Here is a 17,548-nt window from a genome sequence, read left to right as displayed (position 1 = left end):
GCACCGGCTTTCCCCAGGGGACCGGCGCCGACAACAAAAACAGGACAAACACATGAGCAACGCCACAGTCGTCGTGGTCACGTCAGGCAAGGGCGGCGTGGGCAAAACCACCTCCACCGCCGCCATTGCCTCGGCGCTCGCCAAGGAAGGCTATCAGGTCTGCGCCGTCGATTTCGACGTCGGTCTGCGCAATCTCGACCTGATCATGGGCGCGGAGCGCCGCGTCGTCTTCGACCTGGTCAATGTGGTGCGCGGCGAAGCGTCCATCAAACAGGCTCTCGTGCGCGACAAGAAGCTCGACAATCTCTTCTTGCTGCCCGCGTCGCAGACAAGGGACAAGGACGCCCTGACCGAGGAAGGCGTGGCCAGCGTCATCAACGAGTTGCGCATGTATTTCGACTGGGTGATCTGCGACAGCCCGGCCGGCATCGAGCGCGGCGCGACGCTTGCCATGCGTTACGCCGACGAGGCGATCATCGTCTCCAACCCGGAAGTCTCTTCGGTACGCGACTGCGACCGGATCATCGGCCTGCTGGACGCCAAGACCAAGGTCGCGGAAGATGGCAACCGCATGCCCAAGCATCTGCTGATCACCCGTTACGACGTCGAACGGGCGAAGGCCGGCGACATGCTGGCGACCGACGATGTGGTGGATATTCTCTCCGTACCGCTGATCGGGGTCGTGCCGGAAAGCAAGGACGTGCTGAAAGCCTCGAACGTCGGCGTGCCGGTCACGGTGTCGGACGAAAACTCCCCGGCCGCGAAGGCCTATACGGAGGCGACCCGCCGGCTTCTGGGCGAGAACATCCCGGTGACCATTCCCGAGGAGAAGAGGAGCCTGCTCGGCAAATTCTTCAAGGGGAGAGCCGCATGAATATCCTGAGCTTCTTCGGCAAAAGGGATGAGAGCGCTTCCGTTGCCAAAAACCGGCTGCAGATCCTCCTGGCCCACGAACGGGCGGATGACGGTTCCGACGCGTTGCTGATTTCAAGCCTGAGGGAAGACATTCTCGCCGTGGTCGCCAAGCGCGTCAATATCGACCCGGATTCCGTGCGCCTCGAAATGGACCGGACCGGCGATGTCACCACACTGGGGATCGACATCGAATTGCCCGCCGCGCGGGCGTCGTAGCCAGTGGCAGGACTGAAGCAAAAGCCTCCGGATTGCCCTGCGTTCGAATAAATGCCGGGAAGATCGGTCCGGAGACGACTATGCGCCGATCTATTATCTGATTGCCGCGCCCCTTGTTCCAATACCTGTGATCTGGCGCCCATAAGCAGAACAGAGATCATCAGGGCCGGTTTGCGCCCGGTCCTGTCACCGAATGTGACCGAAAATCACGCTGCCGACAGGCCGCGCTGCTTAACCGACCGCAAGCACGGCAAAGGCGGACAGGAGAGAGGCCAATCTGTCATTCGAGGGGAAAAACAGCGCTGCAAGGATCGGAGCCACACGTCAAGGACATGTCAGAGCCTGCCTTCCTCGCGAAGGAAAGCCGTGCCGAGACCCCGGGAACAGTCAACGATTGCTTTGTCCTGGCTTCCATCGAAACAGAAAACCATTGCTCCATGCATACATTGTTGATGCACGTATTTGGTGCATAGTTATAAATTGCACATATTTAAAATATTTATCCAGGGGGAGCGTTTCATGACAGAAAAAAATAAGGGCACACTGTCGTCAGCGTCCATTACGGCTTCAGGCCAGTGGACATGGTCGGTGACCTTGACCGACTTCGGCGGGAATTGCCTTATCAGTTGGTCCAGCAACGCCCCGTTCAGGGCTCAGGAATCCAAGGTTCAGCTGTTTGAGTTTCCGAGCGGCGACGTTGTCGCTGAGACCTGGGCTACCGAGCAGTCCGGGTCCTGGGACACCGGCAAGCCCTACGGGCAAGGGTGGGGTGCCCGCTACATTGCGCAGATCGGGCCAACGGGCAGCAAGCACACCTATCAAACAGTGCTTCAGACCCAACCCTCCCATTAGGGCCTCTGGCGTTCGCATAAACGCAACCGGGATGCTCCGGCACAAAGGTACCGATCAACGTCAAGGTCCGTTAGAGCATCGTGCAGGTTCTCCGCCCTTCCCTGTTCGGCGCTTTGTTGCGCGGTTACGCCTCGTAGACGATCTCGCGCGTCTCGCGGAATTTCACATCCGGGTATTTCTCGGTCACATGGCCGATTTCCCAGGCGTTCTTGAACAGGAACACCGGCTTGTCGTCGCGGTCGTTGGCGATCGACATGCGGTGGCCTTCAATCATTTTCTGAAGCGTCTGGCTGTCGGTCTCGATCCAGCGGGCAGTGGTATAGGGCACGGTTTCAAAGCCGATCTCGGTGCCGTATTCGGCATTCAGCCGGTCAACCACCACATCGAGCTGCAGCGCGCCGACGACGCCGACGATCCAGTTCGAGCCCAGATCCGGCTTGAAGATCTGGACAAGGCCTTCCTCGGCCAGGTCCTGAAGCCCCTGACGCATCTGCTTGACGCGCATGGTGTCGGCAAGACGCACCCTGCGCAGGATTTCCGGCGCGAAGGCCGGCAGGCCGGTGACGTGGATATTCTCGCCCTCCGTCAGCGTGTCGCCGACGCGGAGTTGGCCGTGGTTGGGCACGCCGATGACATCGCCCGGATAGGCGAGATCGGCGATCTCGCGCTCCTCGGCGAAGAAGAAGATCGGTGCGGTGACCGCGATCTGCTTGCCGGCGCGCACGTGCTTCAGCTTCATGCCCCGTCTGAAGGTGCCCGAGCACAGACGCAGGAAAGCGATCCGGTCGCGGTGCTTGGGGTCCATGTTGGCCTGGACCTTGAAGACGAAGCCGGTGACCTTGTCCTCGCCCGGCATGATCGTGCGGCCGCCGGTTGCCGGCTGCGAATGCGGCGGCGGCGCGAATTCGGCGATAAAGTCGAGCAGTTCCTCAATGCCGTAGTCGCGCAGCGCAGAGCCGAAAAAGACCGGTGTCAGATGGCCTTCCAGGAAGCTTTCCCGGTCGAATTCGGCGTAACCTTCCGCACCGAGTTCAACGTTTTCTTCAAGTTCGTTCAGAACCCGGTCGAAGACCGTGCCGGTCAGGATCTCGTCGTCCAGACCCGAGACATCCTTCGTCTGGGTGTAGGCCCCTCCCCGCTCGCCGGCGGAGGTGTGGAATTTCTTCTTCTGCCAGTCATAGACACCGAAGAAGTCCGATCCCATGCCAACCGGCCAGGTCTGCGGGCTGACATCCAGCGCCAGGACCTCCTGCACCTCGTCAAGGAGTTCCAGGGCATGGCGGCCTTCGCGGTCGATCTTGTTGACGAAGGTGATGAGCGGAATGTCGCGCAGGCGGCAGACCTCGAACAGCTTGCGGGTCTGGGTCTCGATGCCCTTGGCCGCGTCGATCACCATGATGGCGGCGTCGACGGCGGTCAGGGTGCGGTAGGTGTCTTCGGAAAAGTCCTCGTGGCCCGGCGTATCGAGCAGATTGTAGACGATGCCCCTGCGCTCGAAGGTCATGACGGAGGACGACACGGAGATGCCGCGTTCCTGCTCGATCTTCATCCAGTCGGAGCGGGCGCGGCGGCGCTCGCCGCGGGCACGCACCTGACCGGCCGCCCGGATCGCGCCGCCTGACAGCAGCAGCTTTTCCGTCAGCGTGGTCTTGCCGGCATCGGGGTGGGAAATGATCGCGAAGGTGCGCCGGGCTTGATAAGGCGCCACGCCATTGAGGCTGGTCATGAAGGTCTCCTGGTCCGCTGATCCGGCAGAGCTGCGCAAACGCGACGGTTGAAACCGGGGCGCACCTTCAATCTTCATGGCCGGACGGATTGATGTTTCGTTGGCGCAAGGTCATAGAGAGAATCCGGCGAAATTTCCAGCATTGAATCGCCGGGGGTCTCTTTCCGCCGCAAGGAGTTTGTCTTGAGCCACCGTAAATGCCTGATCATCGGCCTTGTGATGATCGCCGCCACCGCCGCCATACTGCTGGCAATGGGGCGGATCCCGATCTGCGAATGCGGCTATGTGCTTTTCTGGACCCCGGCGGACGATCTTGCCGGCTCGTCCCAGCATATTGCCGACTGGTACACGCTCTCGCATGTCATCCACGGGTTTCTGTTCTATTGGCTCCTGTGGCTCGTGTTCCGGCGCACCAGCGTGTGCGAGCGGGCGCTTGGCGCGATCTTCATCGAAGCCGCATGGGAAATCGCCGAGAACAGCCCCTGGATCATCGACCGCTACCGCGAGGCGACCATCGCGGCTGCCTATACCGGCGACAGCGTCCTGAATTCGGTCTTCGACATCCTGTGGATGCTTGCCGGGTTCCTCCTTGCCTGGCGCCTGCCGGTCTGGGTGACGGTCCTGACCGGCGTTGTCTTCGAACTGCTGGCGCTCTGGGTGATCCGGGACAATCTGACGCTGAACGTTTTGATGCTGGTCTACCCGGTCGAGGCGATCAAGGTCTGGCAGGGCGGGTAAGCCGATTTCCGTACAGGCTTTGTCTACCGGGTCTTTCTGCTGACGTCCGCGCAACTCTCGCGCACGATGAGATCGCCGTGAAGCAGCAGCGTTTCTCTGGCGAGGGACCGGTTCGCCAGGCGGTCGAGAAGGATGTTCATCGCCTTTTCACCGATGTGATGGCGGGGCTGGCGGATGGTGGTCAGGCCCGGGGTGAAGTTGTTGGCAAAGGGAATGTCGTCAAAGCCCAGAACTGAAAAGTCCTCCGGTACCCGATAGCCGCGCAGTTGCAGGGCGGAGATCACTCCGATCGCGGTATTGTCGTTGAAGCAGAAAAACGCCGTCGGCAGGTCATCCTTGATGAAGAGCCGTTCCACCGCCGCGCGGCCGCTCTCGCTGGTGCCCTCGCCTTCCACCCGCCAGTCGCGCAGCAACTCCGGCGATTCCATCAATCCCCGCCTGTAGCCGGAATGACGCAAATCGCTGCGGATGTCCGCCGGTCCGCCGGAAATATAGGTGATCTTCCTGTGACCGAGGGAAATCAGATATTCGGTCGCCATCTTGGAGGCGGCCACGTCATCGACGCCCACATAGCATATCTCCGCATTGGCGACAGGCCGTTCCGTCGCCACAATCGGCGGCAGCGTGGTCAGCGGCGCTTGCGGCTCACCCGCCACGGGAATATGCCCGGTCAGAAGCACCAGGCCGTCGGCCATGCCGGTCGACAGGAAGCGCAGGTAATTCTGCTCCAGACCCGTCGTGCCTTCGGTATTGCCGATCAGAACACCGTAGCCCCTGTCATTGGCGGCTTTTTCAAGCCCGGTCAGGATGCCGGCGAAATTCGGATCGGCGATCGAGGATGCCAGAACCAGAACCATCTGCGATCGCTGCATGCGCAGGTTCTGCGCCATGGCATTGGCGGTATAGCCCGTGCGGGCGATCGCGGCGGTGACTTTTTTCCGAGTGCTTTCGGCAACCTTTTCCGGCGAGCGCAAGGCCCGGCTGACGGTGGCGATGGACACGCCCGCAAGCTTTGCAACATCTTCAATTGTCGCCGGCCGGTCCGCCGTTTCACTCATTATCCGCTCTCGCCCCTGCTGCAGTGCGGGCCTTATTTAAGTGCATGATTTTCAACATTGTCTAAGCTGTATAGTTCCTATTCCGACTTATGAAAAGGTTTACATTGATCTATGTAAAGGTTTACATCGCCTATGAAAACGTTTACATTTTGAAATTGGCGCCAATGTGGAAGAGGGCATCGGCGCTTGGGAGGAAACATGCATGCACGCTGAAACGTCCGCTCCGGCGGCGATCATCGAGGCTGTGAATATCAGCAAATCTTTCGGGCCGGTCCCTGTGCTGTTCAGCGTCAGCATGGATGTGCGCCCCGGTGAGGTCCATGCGCTGATCGGAGAAAACGGCGCGGGCAAATCGACCCTCATGAAAATTCTTTCCGGCTTCCACGATCCGACCTCCGGCCAGATCCGGCTGGACGGCAAATTGGCCTCCCTCCCCCCGAATGGCGCCGCCGAAAAACTCGGCGTGGTGCTGATCCACCAGGAACTCAACCTCGCCGAACAACTGACGGTGGAGGAAAATGTCTTTCTCGGCCGGGAAATGAAGAAAAACGGCTTTCTGGACCGCGCGGCCATGCGGGCGATCGTCCAGAAACATCTCGATGAAATCGGCCTCGACATTCTGCCGACGGACCGGATTTCCAGCCTGACGATTGCCCAGAAGCAAATGGTGGAAATCGTCAAGGCCGTGAGCCGCAATGCCCGGATCCTGATCATGGACGAGCCGACCGCGGTTCTGACTGAGGAAGAGACCCAGGTGTTCTACCGGCAGGTGGAAAAGCTGAAAAGAAGCGGCGTGGGGATCGTCTTCGTCTCTCACAAGCTGAACGAGGTAAAGGCGATTGCCGACCGCGTGACCATTCTGCGCGACGGACAGTGGATCGACACGCGCCCCTCGCGGGACCTGACGCCGGACATGATGGCGCAGATGATGGTCGGACGTGAACTCTCCGATCTTTACCCGCCCATGCAGGAGGCCGATGTCGATGCGGAACTTGTGCTTGAGGTCGACAGTCTTTGTACACACGATGTCGACAATGTCAGTTTCAGCCTGCGCAAGGGCGAGATCCTGGGCTTTTCCGGTCTGATCGGCGCCGGCAGAACGGCCGTCTTCGAGGCTATTTGCGGCCTGGCTCCGATCGAAAGCGGCACAATCAGACTATTCGGACGCGACGTTGGCCCCATGACCGTCGCGGAGGCCCGGGACGTGGGCCTCGCTTATCTCACCAAGGACAGGAAAGAAAAAGGGCTGCTGCTCAACAAGAAGATGCGGCCGAACCTGACCCTGTTCGCGCTGCCGAAGTTCGTGAAGAACCTCGCCATCGACCGCAAGGCGGAAGAAGACGCGTTGAAACGCGCTATCCGCCGCTTCGACGTGCGCGCCCTCGATCCGGAAATCACGGTCGGAAAACTCTCCGGCGGCAACCAGCAAAAGCTGCTGCTTGCCAAGATCATGGAGTGCGATCCGAGGATCGTCGTGATCGACGAGCCGACGCGCGGCATCGACGTGGGCACCAAGCAGCAGATCTATCACTTCATCGCCGCGCTTGCCGCCGAAGGCGTTTCCGTCGTCGTCATCTCGTCTGAAATGCCGGAGATCATCGGCATCTGCCATCGCGTCATCGTGATGCGGGAAGGGCATATCACCGGCGTGCTGACCGGCGATCACATCAATGAAAACGAAATAATGCGCTATGCCGCAGGGTTGAAGCGAGAGGAACTCCATTGACCATGACGAGTGCATCCGAGGGCACGGCAGGCAAGAGCCCCAGACGGATTTCCGTCGATCTCAAGACGCTCGGCCCGGCACTGGCGCTGTTGCTGCTCTGCATAATCGGTTTCCTGCTGAATCCGGCCTTCGTCAGTGAGGGCAACCTGACCAACCTGCTGACCCGGTCGGCCTTCATCGGCATCATCGCCGTCGGCGCAACATTCGTGATCACCGCGGGCGGCATCGATCTTTCGGTCGGCTCGATGGCCGCCGCCATCGCCGGGGTCATGATCATCGTCATGGACAACGCGGTGGAGACGCTCGGCACCGGCGTTCCGACCGTGCTGCTGGGCTGCGGCGTCGCCATCATACTCGGTATCGGCGCCGGCTGGATCAACGGCGTGCTGACGACGAAGGGCAAGATCGAGGCTTTCATCGTCACCCTCGGAACTATGGGAATCTACCGCTCGCTTGTGACCTATTTTGCCGATGGCGGCACGCTTTCCCTGAACTTCGAGGTCCGGGGCACGTACCGGCCGGTCTATTACGACAGCTTTCTCGGCCTCCCCTTCCCCGTCTGGGTGTTCATCGCCGTCGCCATCTGCGGCTGGCTGCTGCTCAACAGGACGGCGTTCGGACGTTATTGCACGGCGATAGGCTCAAACGAGGCGGTGGCGAAATATTCGGCCATCAATGTCGACCGGATCAAAACGCTCACCTACATCATTCAGGGCCTGTGCGTCGCCTTCGCCACCATCATCTATGTTCCCCGCCTCGGCTCCGCGTCAGCCTCGACCGGCGTGCTCTGGGAACTGGAGGCGATTGCCGCGGTCATCATCGGCGGCACCGTGCTCAAGGGCGGTTACGGACGGATCGGCGGCACCATACTCGGCGCCCTGATCCTGACGACCATCGGCAACATTTTGAACTTCACCGATATGATCTCCAATTACCTGAATGGCACCATGCAGGGCCTGATCATTATCGTTGCGGTTTTTTTACAGCGCAGCGACTGGAAGCTCGGCAAGAACAAAAAGTCGTAACGCGCAACCCATAGAGATCGGGACCCGTCCCCAAATTCAATAAGAACGGCTCGCACCGGACGGGAGAGGTGCGTCCAGATCACCTGCGTTGGAGGAGGAAACAATGCTCATGAAGAAAACTTTGGGAGTGATGGCCGTGACCGGGGCCCTGGCATTTGCCGGATCCGCGATTGCACAGGACAAAATCAAGATCGGCGTCAGTTACCCGACCCCGACCCACGCCTGGGCGGCCGGCATGAACTGGCACGCCGAGCAGGCTGAAAAGCGTCTGGAAGCGCTTTATCCGGATGTGGACCTGATCCTGGTCAACTCTCCCGATCCGAGCGCTCAGGCGAGCGCGCTGGAAGACCTTGTCTCGGTCCATCAGATCGACGCGCTGGTGGTGCTGCCGTTCGAGTCCGAGCCGCTCACCGATCCGGTGCTGAACGTCAAGAAATCCGGCGCCTGGATCACGGTCGTCGACCGCGGTCTCAGCCAGCCGGGCATCGAGGACCTTTATGTCGCCGGCAACAACCCGGAACTGGGACGGGTCTCCGCCAAGTACATGAAGACCCGTCTGAAGGATGGCGACAACATCGTTGTCCTGCGCGGCATTCCGACCGTGATCGACAATGAGCGCTTCGACGCGTTCATGGAAGAGATCGAGGGCTCCGGCATCAACGTCCTGGACCACAAGCACGCCAACTGGAACCGCGATGACGGCTTTGAAGTCATGCAGGATTTCCTGTCCCGCTTCCCGGACATCGACGCGGTGTGGGCGCAGGACGACGATATCGCCATCGGTGTGGTCGCGGCCCTGAAACAGGCAGGCCGCGACGGTGACGGCATGTTTGTCGTTGGCGGCGCCGGCATGAAGGAAACCATCAAGAGCATCATGGACGGCGACACCTTGATTCCGGTCGATGTGCTCTACCCGCCCGCGATGATCGCCACCGCAATGGACGCAACCGTCGCGGCCTTCAAGTCAAACGGACCGGTCGCGGGCCGCTATATCCTCGGCGCGACACTGATCACGCCTGAAAACGCTGAAAGCTACTACTTCCCGGAATCGCCGTTCTAAGGCACCGGCAACTAGCGGGCCGGGACCTGTCGCGATGGGGTTCCGGCTCTTTTTTTGTTCCAAAATTCCCAACTCCCAACGCCAGGAGGCAGTCATGAAGACGATAAAAGGCCCCGCTCTGTTTCTTGCGCAATTTGCCGGGGACGACGCACCGTTCAATTCCTGGAACTCGATCACCAGATGGGCGGCCGATTGCGGCTATGCCGGCGTGCAGATCCCCAGCTGGGACGGCCGGCTGATCGATCTGGAGAAAGCCGCCAGTTCCAAGACCTATTGCGACGATCTGGTTGGAACCGCCCGCGACAACGGCATTGAGATCACCGAGCTTTCCACCCATCTTCAGGGCCAGCTGGTCGCCGTGCATCCGGCCTACGACACGGTTTTCGACGGCTTTGCCGTCCCGGAAGTCCGCGGAAATCCGGCGGCGCGGCAGGCCTGGGCGGTGGACCAGGTGAAGCTTGCCCTGGCGGCGAGCCGCAATCTCGGCATTTCGGCGCACGCGACATTTTCCGGAGCGCTGGCGTGGCCCTATGTCTACCCTTGGCCGCAGCGCCCCGCCCACTTGATCGAGACCGCCTTCGACGAGCTCGCCCGGCGCTGGCGGCCGATCCTCGACTATGCGGACGAAATGGGTGTCGATGTCTGCTATGAAATTCACCCCGGCGAAGACCTGCACGACGGCATCACCTTCGAGATGTTCCTTGAGCGTCTGAACGGGCACGGCCGCTGCAAAATGCTCTACGATCCGTCCCATTACGTCCTGCAGTGCCTCGACTATCTCGAAAATATCGACATCTACAGCGACCGGATCGGCATGTTCCACGTCAAGGACGCGGAGTTCAATCCGACCGGGCGCCAGGGTGTCTATGGGGGTTATCAGCCCTGGATCGACCGCGCCGGGCGGTTCCGCTCACTCGGGGACGGACAGGTCGATTTCGGCGCCGTCTTCTCGAAACTGGCGGCCAACGATTTCGACGGCTGGGCGGTCGTGGAATGGGAGTGCTGCCTGAAACATCCTGAGGACGGCGCCCGCGAAGGGGCACGCTTCGTCCGCGATCACATCATCCGCGTGACCGAAAAAGCCTTTGATGATTTTGCCGGTGGCGGTACTGATGAGGCAGCCAACCGGAAGATGCTGGGCATCGGTTAGTTTTCGATACTCAGATCCTTGTCACTACCCAAACTGAAGGACAACGCGGCACGGGATCTCATTTCGGGAATTCCGGAAGGTCCGTCCCGAAGGACGTTCGTCCCATGAAGAGCAGACCGCCATCCCTTAAGACAGCTCTCGCGCTTCCTCAGGATGCAATTTATTTGTAGAGATAAAATCGATTGAAATCCCGGCGTCGAAGACCCGGGAAGACGAAACAGGAGGACAAAAATGGCGAATGAAGGAAAAGACAACCCGCAGGTGCGCCCAATCCGGCTTGGCATGGTCGGCGGAGGCAAGGACGCCTTTATCGGCGCGGTTCACCGGATCGCCTCCCGGATCGACGGGCGGTATGAACTGGTTGCGGGGGCTCTTTCCTCCACGCCTGAAAAAGCGCTGGAATCCGGGCGGGCGCTCGGCCTCAGGGAAGATCGCATCTATGCTTCCTTCGAGGATATGGCAAAGCGCGAGGCACGGCTGAAGGACGGCATCGAGGCCGTCGCCATCGTGACGCCCAATCACGTGCACTACCCGGCCGCCAAGGAATTCCTGAAGCGCGGTATCCATGTGATCTGCGACAAGCCGCTGACCTCGACACTGCCCGATGCCAAGAAACTCGCCAAAGCGGCGAAAAGCTCCGATGCCTTGTTCTTCCTGACCCACAATTACACCGGCTATCCGATGGTCCGCCAGGCTCGGGAGCTGGTGGGGAACGGCGATCTCGGCAAGATCCGCGTTGTGCAGGTCGAATACGCCCAGGACTGGCTATCGACCGATGTGCACAACAAGCAGGCGGACTGGCGCACGGATCCGGCCCGCTCCGGAATCGGCGGATCGACGGGCGACATCGGCACGCATGCCTTCAATCTGGTCTGTTTCATCACCGGGCTTACCGCTGAAAGCCTTGCGGCCGATCTGCAATCTTTCGTGCCGGGCCGGCAGGTTGACGACAACGCGCATGTCATGCTGCGCTTCGACGGCGGCGCGCGGGGCCTGCTGTGGTGCTCGCAAGTGGCGCCCGGCAACGAGAACAATCTCAAGATCCGGGTCTATGGCGAAAAGGGCGGGCTGGAATGGCACCAGGAGGACCCGAACTATCTCCAGTTCACGCCTCTCGGCGAGCCGCAGAAACTGCTCACTCGCGGCGGTGCCGGCATGTCCGCCGCGCTCGCGCCGACCACCCGTGTCCCGCCCGGCCATCCGGAAGGCTATCTGGAAGGCTTCGCCAACCTTTACAATGAAGCGGCCGACGCCATCCGGGCGCACCAGAGCGGCAAGTCCGCCGCCTCGCTGGTGCCCGGCATTGAGGACGGTTTGGCTGGCGAGCGGTTCATCGACGCCTGCGTCCGCTCCTCGTCCCGAAATGCCGCCTGGGTGAAACTGGACGGGTAGATACCTTGGTTTTCCTGCACACGGCCCGGGCATTCCCTTGCCCGGGCCTTTTGGTATTTCAAACAGTGTTACCTGTCGGACACTCTCTTGGACAGCGGGAGAAAATTTCCTTATTTTTCTATATTTATCAGACTGTTAATTCAAATTTTTCTTCCGTATAAGCCATCCACTTTACAAAAGTAATAAAGTATTACTTAATAGCTTCGTGAGGAAAATATACCTTGTGGAGGAGACTATGAAATTCAAGGCAATGCTCATTGCCGGGGCGATGTCGTTCGTCCCGATGACCGCCATGGCGGCCGACCTGACCATCGGATTTTCGCAGATCGGATCTGAATCCGGCTGGCGCGCCGCCGAGACCACCGTCACCAAGCAGGAAGCGGAGAAGCGGGGCATCAATCTGAAATTCGCCGATGCCCAGCAGAAACAGGAAAACCAGATCAAGGCGATCCGGTCATTCGTCGCCCAGGGCGTCGATGCCATCCTGCTCGCGCCGGTCGTCGCGACCGGCTGGGACAACGTTCTGGAAGAAGCCAGGGACGCCGAAATTCCGGTGATCCTGCTGGACCGGACAGTCGATGCGCCCGACGATCTTTACATGACCGCCGTCACCTCCGACCTCGTGCATGAGGGACGGGTTGCCGGACAATGGCTCGTCGATGAGACGGCAGGCGCCAAATGCGACATCGTCGAATTGCAGGGCACCACCGGTTCTTCACCGGCGATCGACCGGAAAACGGGCTTCGAGGAAGCCATCGCCGGCCACGACAATCTGACCATCGTCCGCAGCCAGACAGGCGACTTTACCCGCAGCCAGGGCAAGGTCGTGATGGAGAGCTTTCTGAAAGCTGTCGGCGGCGAAAACATCTGTGCACTTTACGCCCATAACGACGACATGGCCGTCGGTGCCATCCAGGCGATCAAGGAAGCGGGTCTGAAGCCCGGAGAGGACATCAAGATCGTGTCGATCGACAGCGTTCCGGATATTCATCTGGCGATGGCGAACGGCGAGGCGAATGCCACGATCGAGCTGACCCCGAACATGGCCGGCCCCGCCCTGGATGCGCTCGAAGCCTATCTCGCGGATGGCACAACGCCACCGAAATGGATCCAGACCGAGTCCAAACTCTACACTCTCAATGATGATAACATGGCCATCTACGAGATGAAGAAAGACCTTGGATACTGATCACGATCCCGTACCGGGCGGTTATACCGCCCGGTACGACTTAGAGCATCGGGCGCTTAAGAAACGCCCTAAAAGATGCTCTAACACTAAGGAACCGATCAGGGATTGATTTCGGGGGGACGCCGATAGATGGCGAGTGCGATTGGCCCTGTGCTTGAATGCAAGGGGATTTCCAAGTTTTTTCCCGGGGCCATAGCCCTGGATGCGGTTGACCTGACCCTTTACCCTGGAGAGGTTCATGCCCTCCTTGGCGAGAACGGCGCCGGAAAGTCCACGCTCATCAAGTGCCTGACTGGAGCCTATCGGCGCGACGCGGGAACGATCGTGCTGGAGAACCGCGAAATCTCGCCGAACAGCACCCAGGAGAGCCAGAAGCTCGGTATCGGAACGGTCTATCAGGAAGTCAACCTGCTGCCGAACCTGAGCGTTGCCGAAAACCTGTTTCTCGGACGTCAGCCCATGAAGCGCGGGCTGATCTCACAGCGCAAGATGCACGCGATGGCCAGCGACCTGCTGGCGGAATTCGGACTTGTGATCAATCCCGCCGAGCCGCTGTCGTCCTATTCCGTCGCGGTCCAGCAGGTCATTGCGATCGCCCGGGCCGTCGAGCTGTCGGGCAAGGTGCTTATACTCGATGAGCCGACGGCAAGTCTCGACAGGGACGAGGTGGAGCTCGTCTTTTCGGTGATCGAAAAGCTGAAGGCCCGTGGCCTTGCCATTGTTTTCATTACCCATTTCCTCGATCAAGTGTTCGAGATCTCAGACCGCGCCACGATTCTCCGGAACGGCCGCGTTATCGGAACGCGGCGGCTTGCGGAAACGACGCAGACGGAGATCATCACGCTCATGCTGGGCCGTCAGCTGGAGGCCCGTGTCCAGGACCGCGCCCCGGCGGAGACCGGCGACATCCTGGTGGAACTGCGCAATTATGGCCGGCGCGGAGTCATCGAACCGTTCGATCTGACCGTGCGCAAGGGTGAGGTCGTCGGCCTGGCCGGGCTGCTGGGCTCCGGCCGGACGGAAACCGCGAACCTGATCTTCGGCGCCATCCAGGCGGATCAGGGCGAGGCCCTGCTGGAGGGCGGCAAGATCAGTCTGAAAAACCCGCGAGAGGCGGTTGCGCACCGGTTCGCCCTGTGCCCCGAGGACCGCAAGAACGACGGCATTGTCGGCGACCTCTCCGTTCGCGAGAACATCATACTGGCCCTTCAGGCGCGGCAGGGCTGGTTCCGGCCACTGCCGAAGGCGAAGGTCAACGAACTGGCGGAGGCCTACGTCAAGGCGCTCGATATCCGTCTCGCCAGTCTCGATATGCCCATCCGGCTGCTGTCGGGCGGCAACCAGCAAAAGGTGCTCCTGGCCCGCTGGCTGGCGACAAACCCCGCTTTCCTGATCCTCGACGAACCGACACGCGGCATCGATGTCGGTGCCCATGCGGAAATCATCGCCCTGATCGAGCGGCTGCGCGAGGACGGCCTTGCCCTGCTGGTCGCATCCTCCGAAATGGAGGAGCTGGTTGCCTATTCGACACGGGTCATCGTGTTGCGAGACCGGCGCCAGATGCGCGAACTGAAAGGCGAGGAGATCACCACCGCCAACATCGTCTCGGCGATTGCCGACGAACCCATGGCAGGGGCGGTCCGATGATGAACCACGTCAATTCCACCCTCAGGCGCATCGCGCCGCAGCTGGTCATTCTCGCGGGCGTTCTGCTGCTGAATTTCCTGGTCTTTCCGGACTTTTTCCGGATCGAGTTCCAGCATGGCCGCCTTTTCGGCAACCTGATCGATGTGCTCAACCGAGGTGCGCCCACCGCCCTTTTGTGCATCGGAATGACCCTTGTCATAGCGACGAGAGGCATCGACCTGTCGGTGGGAGCGGTCATGGCGATTGCCGGCGCGGTCGCCGCGGCTCTGGTCGTGGACGGTCACAGCTGGCAGGTGGCGCTGCTCGGCGCGCTCTGCGCCGGTGCCCTGTGCGGCGCATGGAACGGCGTCCTGGTCGCCGTGCTGCGCATCCAGCCGATCGTGGCGACCCTGGTGCTGATGGTGGCCGGGCGCGGCATTGCCCAACTCGTCACCGAAGGAACGATCCTGACCTTCGTCAATCCCGGTCTGGTTCATCTTGGCTCCGGAACGGTCGTGGGCATCCCGACACCCATCCTCATCTGGCTCGGCCTCGGACTGATCGTCACCGCCGTCGTCCGCAAAACCGCGCTCGGCATGCTGATCGAGGCAATCGGCATCAATGAAAGCTCGTCCCGCCTTGCCGGCATCAACAGCCGGGTGCTGATCATTTCGGTCTATCTGATTTCCGGCTTCTGCGCGGCGCTGGCCGGCGTGATCGTCGCCGCGGACATCAAGGGCGCCGATGCCAACAATGCCGGCCTCTGGCTGGAACTCGACGCCATTCTGGCGGTGGTGATCGGCGGCAACTCCCTGCTGGGCGGCCGGTTTTCCATCATCGCCTCGCTCCTCGGGGCGCTGATCATCCAGTCGGTCAATTCGGTCATTCTGCTGTCCGGCATGCCGCCCGAATTCAACCTCGTCATCAAGGCGCTGATCATCATCGCAATTCTGGTGATCCAGTCGCCGACCGTCAAACACGCGCTCTACATCCTGCGCGCGTCGGCGGACCCCCTGCCCCCCGGATCCATCAAGGAAGCGAAAGAAAGTCCGCAATGATCCGTTCCACCCATCTGCCGCTGCTGATCACCATTGCCACCTTCCTGCTGGCCTATACGCTGTGCGGCTGGCAGTATCCGGCCATGCTGTCGACCCGGGTTCTGGCGAACCTTCTGACGGACAACGCCTTTCTGGGCATCGCCGCGGTCGGAATGACCTTCGTCATCCTGTCCGGGGGCATCGACCTCTCGATCGGGTCCGTGATCGCCTTCACAGGGGTCTTCCTCGCGGTGATCCTGCGCGATACGTCGATCCACCCGCTTCTTGCCTTCGCGCTCATTCTGCTCATCACCATCTCGTTCGGCGCCGCCATGGGCGCCATGATCCACTATCTGGAAATGCCGCCCTTCATCGTCACGCTGGCGGGCATGTTCCTGGCGCGCGGGGCGGCCTATGTCCTGTCGACCGACAGCGTTCCCATCACGCATGAATTCTACGACACGCTGCAGTCGCTTTACTGGAAGGCTCCGGGCGGCGGGCGCTTCCGGCTGACCGGACTGATCATGCTGCTGACCTTTGCGGCCGGGATCATCGCCGCTCACCGGACTCGCTTCGGCCAGAATGTCTACGCCTTAGGCGGCGGACTTCAGACCGCCCGGCTGATGGGCGTGCCGCTGGCGAAAACCACTATCGGGATCTATGCCACTTCCGGCGGACTGGCCGGGCTGGCGGGGATCGTCTTTTCGCTCTACACCTCGGCGGGCTACTCGCTCGCCACCGTCGGCGTCGAGCTTGACGCCATCGCCGCCGTGGTCATCGGCGGCACGCTGCTGACCGGCGGCACCGGTTTCGTCGCGGGTACATTCTTTGGCATTTTGATCATGGGGTTGATACAAACCTTTATCGTGTTCGATGGAACACTGTCGAGCTGGTGGACCAAAATCGTGATTGGCGGTCTGCTCTTTGGCTTCATCCTGCTTCAGAAGGGTCTCACTTGGGCAACGACACTGCGCAGAAAACCAGCGCCAGAGTTCGCCGCGCAATCATGACATTCGTCGCCACCGGCGGATTGGGAAGTCAGACCGGCAATCACACCGATCAAGTTGTCGAACAGATCGGCCGGGCCATCGTTGCCGGCGAATATCCGCCGGAGACGATGATCCCGCTGGACCCGGACATTTCGGAAATGTTCGCCGTGTCGCGCACCGTCGTGCGTGAAGCGAAGAAAACCCTCATCGCCAAGGGGCTGATCCAGTCCAAGGCCAAGGTGGGCACCCATGTGCGCCCGGCTTCGGAATGGAACATGTTCGATCCCGACGTGCTGCGCTGGCATGCCGCGCTCAAGAACCAGCGTCCGTTCCTGGAAGAACTCTTCGAGATCCGGCTGATTTTCGAACCGGCCGCCGCCAGCCAGGCCGCCCGGCGGGTGTCGGATGCCGAATGCGCCGCCCTGTCAAAGCTCTGTGACAATCTCGCGACCGGCAAGGACAGGGCCGCCGTTGCGGTCGCGGATCTGGAATTCCACAAGCTGATCCTGAAACTGTCCGGCAACCGCTTCCTGCAGTCCCTTGGAGATCTTGTACAGGCCGCGCTTTATTCGCTGTTCATTGCCGAGGCCAACGAGCGCAACGATCAGGAAACCTACGACTTCGTCGAACGCCACAGGGCGATTGTCACCGCGATCAAGGCGGGCGATGCGAAGGGCGCTTATGACGCGATGGAGGCGGTCATCCTGGCCGGGCGGAAGATCGAGCTGAACGTGTAATATCTACCGCCGCTGGTAAAAATCTTTTATGTCTTTCAAAACTCAAAAACCTCACCCTGAAGCGGACATGACGGTCCTCCTCAGGATGAGGATATCTTCTTGGAACAGGCTC

At 60.7% G+C, this 17,548-nt stretch carries 16 protein-coding genes; 14 read left to right on the top strand and 2 right to left on the bottom strand.

What is annotated here, in order from left to right; genetic code table 11:
* Positions 1-52 precede the first annotated feature (52 nt).
* The 3 genes from minD (at position 53) to CLV41_RS09930 (ending at position 1,983) form a co-directional block, all read left to right on the top strand.
* On the top strand, positions 53-874 hold the full coding sequence (gene minD, locus CLV41_RS09940) for a septum site-determining protein MinD (RefSeq protein ID WP_103222172.1): 822 nt from the start codon (positions 53-55) through the stop codon (positions 872-874).
* Positions 871-1,131 carry a cell division topological specificity factor MinE gene (minE, locus tag CLV41_RS09935; protein ID WP_103222171.1) on the top strand — a complete coding sequence of 87 codons (261 nt, stop codon included), beginning with the start codon at positions 871-873 and terminating at the stop codon, positions 1,129-1,131. Before minD ends, minE begins: the two co-directional genes overlap by 4 nt.
* Before the next feature lie 519 nt (positions 1,132-1,650).
* The gene (locus CLV41_RS09930) at positions 1,651-1,983 is read left to right on the top strand and encodes a hypothetical protein (protein ID WP_103222170.1); all 333 of its coding nucleotides are present in this window, start codon (positions 1,651-1,653) and stop codon (positions 1,981-1,983) included.
* A gap of 124 nt (positions 1,984-2,107) precedes the next feature.
* Here CLV41_RS09930 and CLV41_RS09925 read toward each other — a convergent pair whose 3' ends face one another.
* On the bottom strand, positions 2,108-3,709 hold the full coding sequence (locus CLV41_RS09925; RefSeq protein ID WP_103222360.1) for a peptide chain release factor 3: 1,602 nt from the start codon (positions 3,707-3,709) through the stop codon (positions 2,108-2,110).
* Between the two features lie 183 nt (positions 3,710-3,892).
* Here CLV41_RS09925 and CLV41_RS09920 point away from each other — a divergent pair, with 183 nt between their 5' ends.
* The gene (locus CLV41_RS09920; protein WP_103222169.1) at positions 3,893-4,447 is read left to right on the top strand and encodes a DUF2585 domain-containing protein; all 555 of its coding nucleotides are present in this window, start codon (positions 3,893-3,895) and stop codon (positions 4,445-4,447) included.
* A gap of 23 nt (positions 4,448-4,470) precedes the next feature.
* Here the strand turns inward: CLV41_RS09920 and CLV41_RS09915 are convergent, their stop codons facing one another.
* Positions 4,471-5,505, bottom strand: a complete 1,035-nt coding sequence (locus tag CLV41_RS09915; RefSeq protein WP_103222168.1) for a LacI family DNA-binding transcriptional regulator — start codon at positions 5,503-5,505, stop codon at positions 4,471-4,473.
* A 202-nt stretch (positions 5,506-5,707) separates the two neighbouring features.
* Between CLV41_RS09915 and CLV41_RS09910 the strand changes: the two genes are divergently transcribed.
* The 10 genes from CLV41_RS09910 (at position 5,708) to CLV41_RS09865 (ending at position 17,436) form a co-directional block, all read left to right on the top strand.
* Positions 5,708-7,231 (top strand): sugar ABC transporter ATP-binding protein, encoded by a 1,524-nt coding sequence (locus tag CLV41_RS09910; RefSeq protein WP_103222359.1) that lies wholly within the window; start codon positions 5,708-5,710, stop codon positions 7,229-7,231.
* Positions 7,228-8,256 carry an ABC transporter permease gene (locus CLV41_RS09905; RefSeq protein ID WP_408013710.1) on the top strand — a complete coding sequence of 343 codons (1,029 nt, stop codon included), beginning with the start codon at positions 7,228-7,230 and terminating at the stop codon, positions 8,254-8,256. Before CLV41_RS09910 ends, CLV41_RS09905 begins: the two co-directional genes overlap by 4 nt.
* A 103-nt stretch (positions 8,257-8,359) precedes the next feature.
* A complete protein-coding gene (locus CLV41_RS09900) occupies positions 8,360-9,316 on the top strand; it encodes a substrate-binding domain-containing protein (protein ID WP_103222166.1) in 957 nt (318 codons plus the stop codon).
* Between the two features lie 94 nt (positions 9,317-9,410).
* A complete protein-coding gene (locus CLV41_RS09895; protein WP_103222165.1) occupies positions 9,411-10,466 on the top strand; it encodes a sugar phosphate isomerase/epimerase family protein in 1,056 nt (351 codons plus the stop codon).
* Positions 10,467-10,697: 231 nt separating this feature from the next.
* A complete protein-coding gene (locus CLV41_RS09890; protein ID WP_103222164.1) occupies positions 10,698-11,858 on the top strand; it encodes a Gfo/Idh/MocA family protein in 1,161 nt (386 codons plus the stop codon).
* Between the two features lie 235 nt (positions 11,859-12,093).
* Positions 12,094-13,047, top strand: coding sequence for a galactofuranose ABC transporter, galactofuranose-binding protein YtfQ (gene ytfQ, locus CLV41_RS09885; protein WP_103222163.1), 954 nt, complete (start codon positions 12,094-12,096; stop codon positions 13,045-13,047).
* 129 nt (positions 13,048-13,176) lie between these two features.
* Complete coding sequence (locus CLV41_RS09880) at positions 13,177-14,694, top strand: sugar ABC transporter ATP-binding protein (RefSeq protein WP_103222162.1); 1,518 nt, start codon at positions 13,177-13,179, stop codon at positions 14,692-14,694.
* Positions 14,691-15,731: an ABC transporter permease gene (locus CLV41_RS09875; RefSeq protein WP_103222161.1), complete on the top strand. Its 1,041-nt coding sequence runs from the start codon at positions 14,691-14,693 to the stop codon at positions 15,729-15,731. Before CLV41_RS09880 ends, CLV41_RS09875 begins: the two co-directional genes overlap by 4 nt.
* A complete protein-coding gene (yjfF, locus tag CLV41_RS09870) occupies positions 15,731-16,720 on the top strand; it encodes a galactofuranose ABC transporter, permease protein YjfF (RefSeq protein ID WP_103222358.1) in 990 nt (329 codons plus the stop codon). Before CLV41_RS09875 ends, yjfF begins: the two co-directional genes overlap by 1 nt.
* Entirely contained in the window at positions 16,717-17,436 is a 720-nt protein-coding gene (locus CLV41_RS09865) for a FadR/GntR family transcriptional regulator (protein ID WP_103222160.1), read from the top strand. Before yjfF ends, CLV41_RS09865 begins: the two co-directional genes overlap by 4 nt.
* Positions 17,437-17,548 lie beyond the last annotated feature (112 nt).

Origin of the sequence: Roseibium marinum (genome assembly GCF_002906165.1) — a bacterium.
Classification (GTDB): domain Bacteria; phylum Pseudomonadota; class Alphaproteobacteria; order Rhizobiales; family Stappiaceae; genus Roseibium; species Roseibium marinum.
This window is presented reverse-complemented; position numbering and strand designations above follow the sequence as displayed.

Excerpts from the sequence above, each read along its gene's own strand:
- CLV41_RS09930 (WP_103222170.1), top strand. The coding sequence starts at position 1,651 with ATGACAGAAAAAAATAAGGGCACACTGTCGTCAGCGTCCATTACGGCT.
- CLV41_RS09915 (WP_103222168.1), bottom strand. The coding sequence starts at position 5,505 with ATGAGTGAAACGGCGGACCGGCCGGCGACAATTGAAGATGTTGCAAAG.
- CLV41_RS09880 (WP_103222162.1), top strand. The coding sequence starts at position 13,177 with ATGGCGAGTGCGATTGGCCCTGTGCTTGAATGCAAGGGGATTTCCAAG.
- CLV41_RS09890 (WP_103222164.1), top strand. The coding sequence starts at position 10,698 with ATGGCGAATGAAGGAAAAGACAACCCGCAGGTGCGCCCAATCCGGCTT.
- CLV41_RS09925 (WP_103222360.1), bottom strand. The coding sequence starts at position 3,709 with ATGACCAGCCTCAATGGCGTGGCGCCTTATCAAGCCCGGCGCACCTTC.
- CLV41_RS09865 (WP_103222160.1), top strand. The coding sequence starts at position 16,717 with ATGACATTCGTCGCCACCGGCGGATTGGGAAGTCAGACCGGCAATCAC.
- CLV41_RS09895 (WP_103222165.1), top strand. The coding sequence starts at position 9,411 with ATGAAGACGATAAAAGGCCCCGCTCTGTTTCTTGCGCAATTTGCCGGG.
- CLV41_RS09875 (WP_103222161.1), top strand. The coding sequence starts at position 14,691 with ATGATGAACCACGTCAATTCCACCCTCAGGCGCATCGCGCCGCAGCTG.
- CLV41_RS09910 (WP_103222359.1), top strand. The coding sequence starts at position 5,708 with ATGCACGCTGAAACGTCCGCTCCGGCGGCGATCATCGAGGCTGTGAAT.
- minE (WP_103222171.1), top strand. The coding sequence starts at position 871 with ATGAATATCCTGAGCTTCTTCGGCAAAAGGGATGAGAGCGCTTCCGTT.
- minD (WP_103222172.1), top strand. The coding sequence starts at position 53 with ATGAGCAACGCCACAGTCGTCGTGGTCACGTCAGGCAAGGGCGGCGTG.
- ytfQ (WP_103222163.1), top strand. The coding sequence starts at position 12,094 with ATGAAATTCAAGGCAATGCTCATTGCCGGGGCGATGTCGTTCGTCCCG.
- CLV41_RS09900 (WP_103222166.1), top strand. The coding sequence starts at position 8,360 with ATGCTCATGAAGAAAACTTTGGGAGTGATGGCCGTGACCGGGGCCCTG.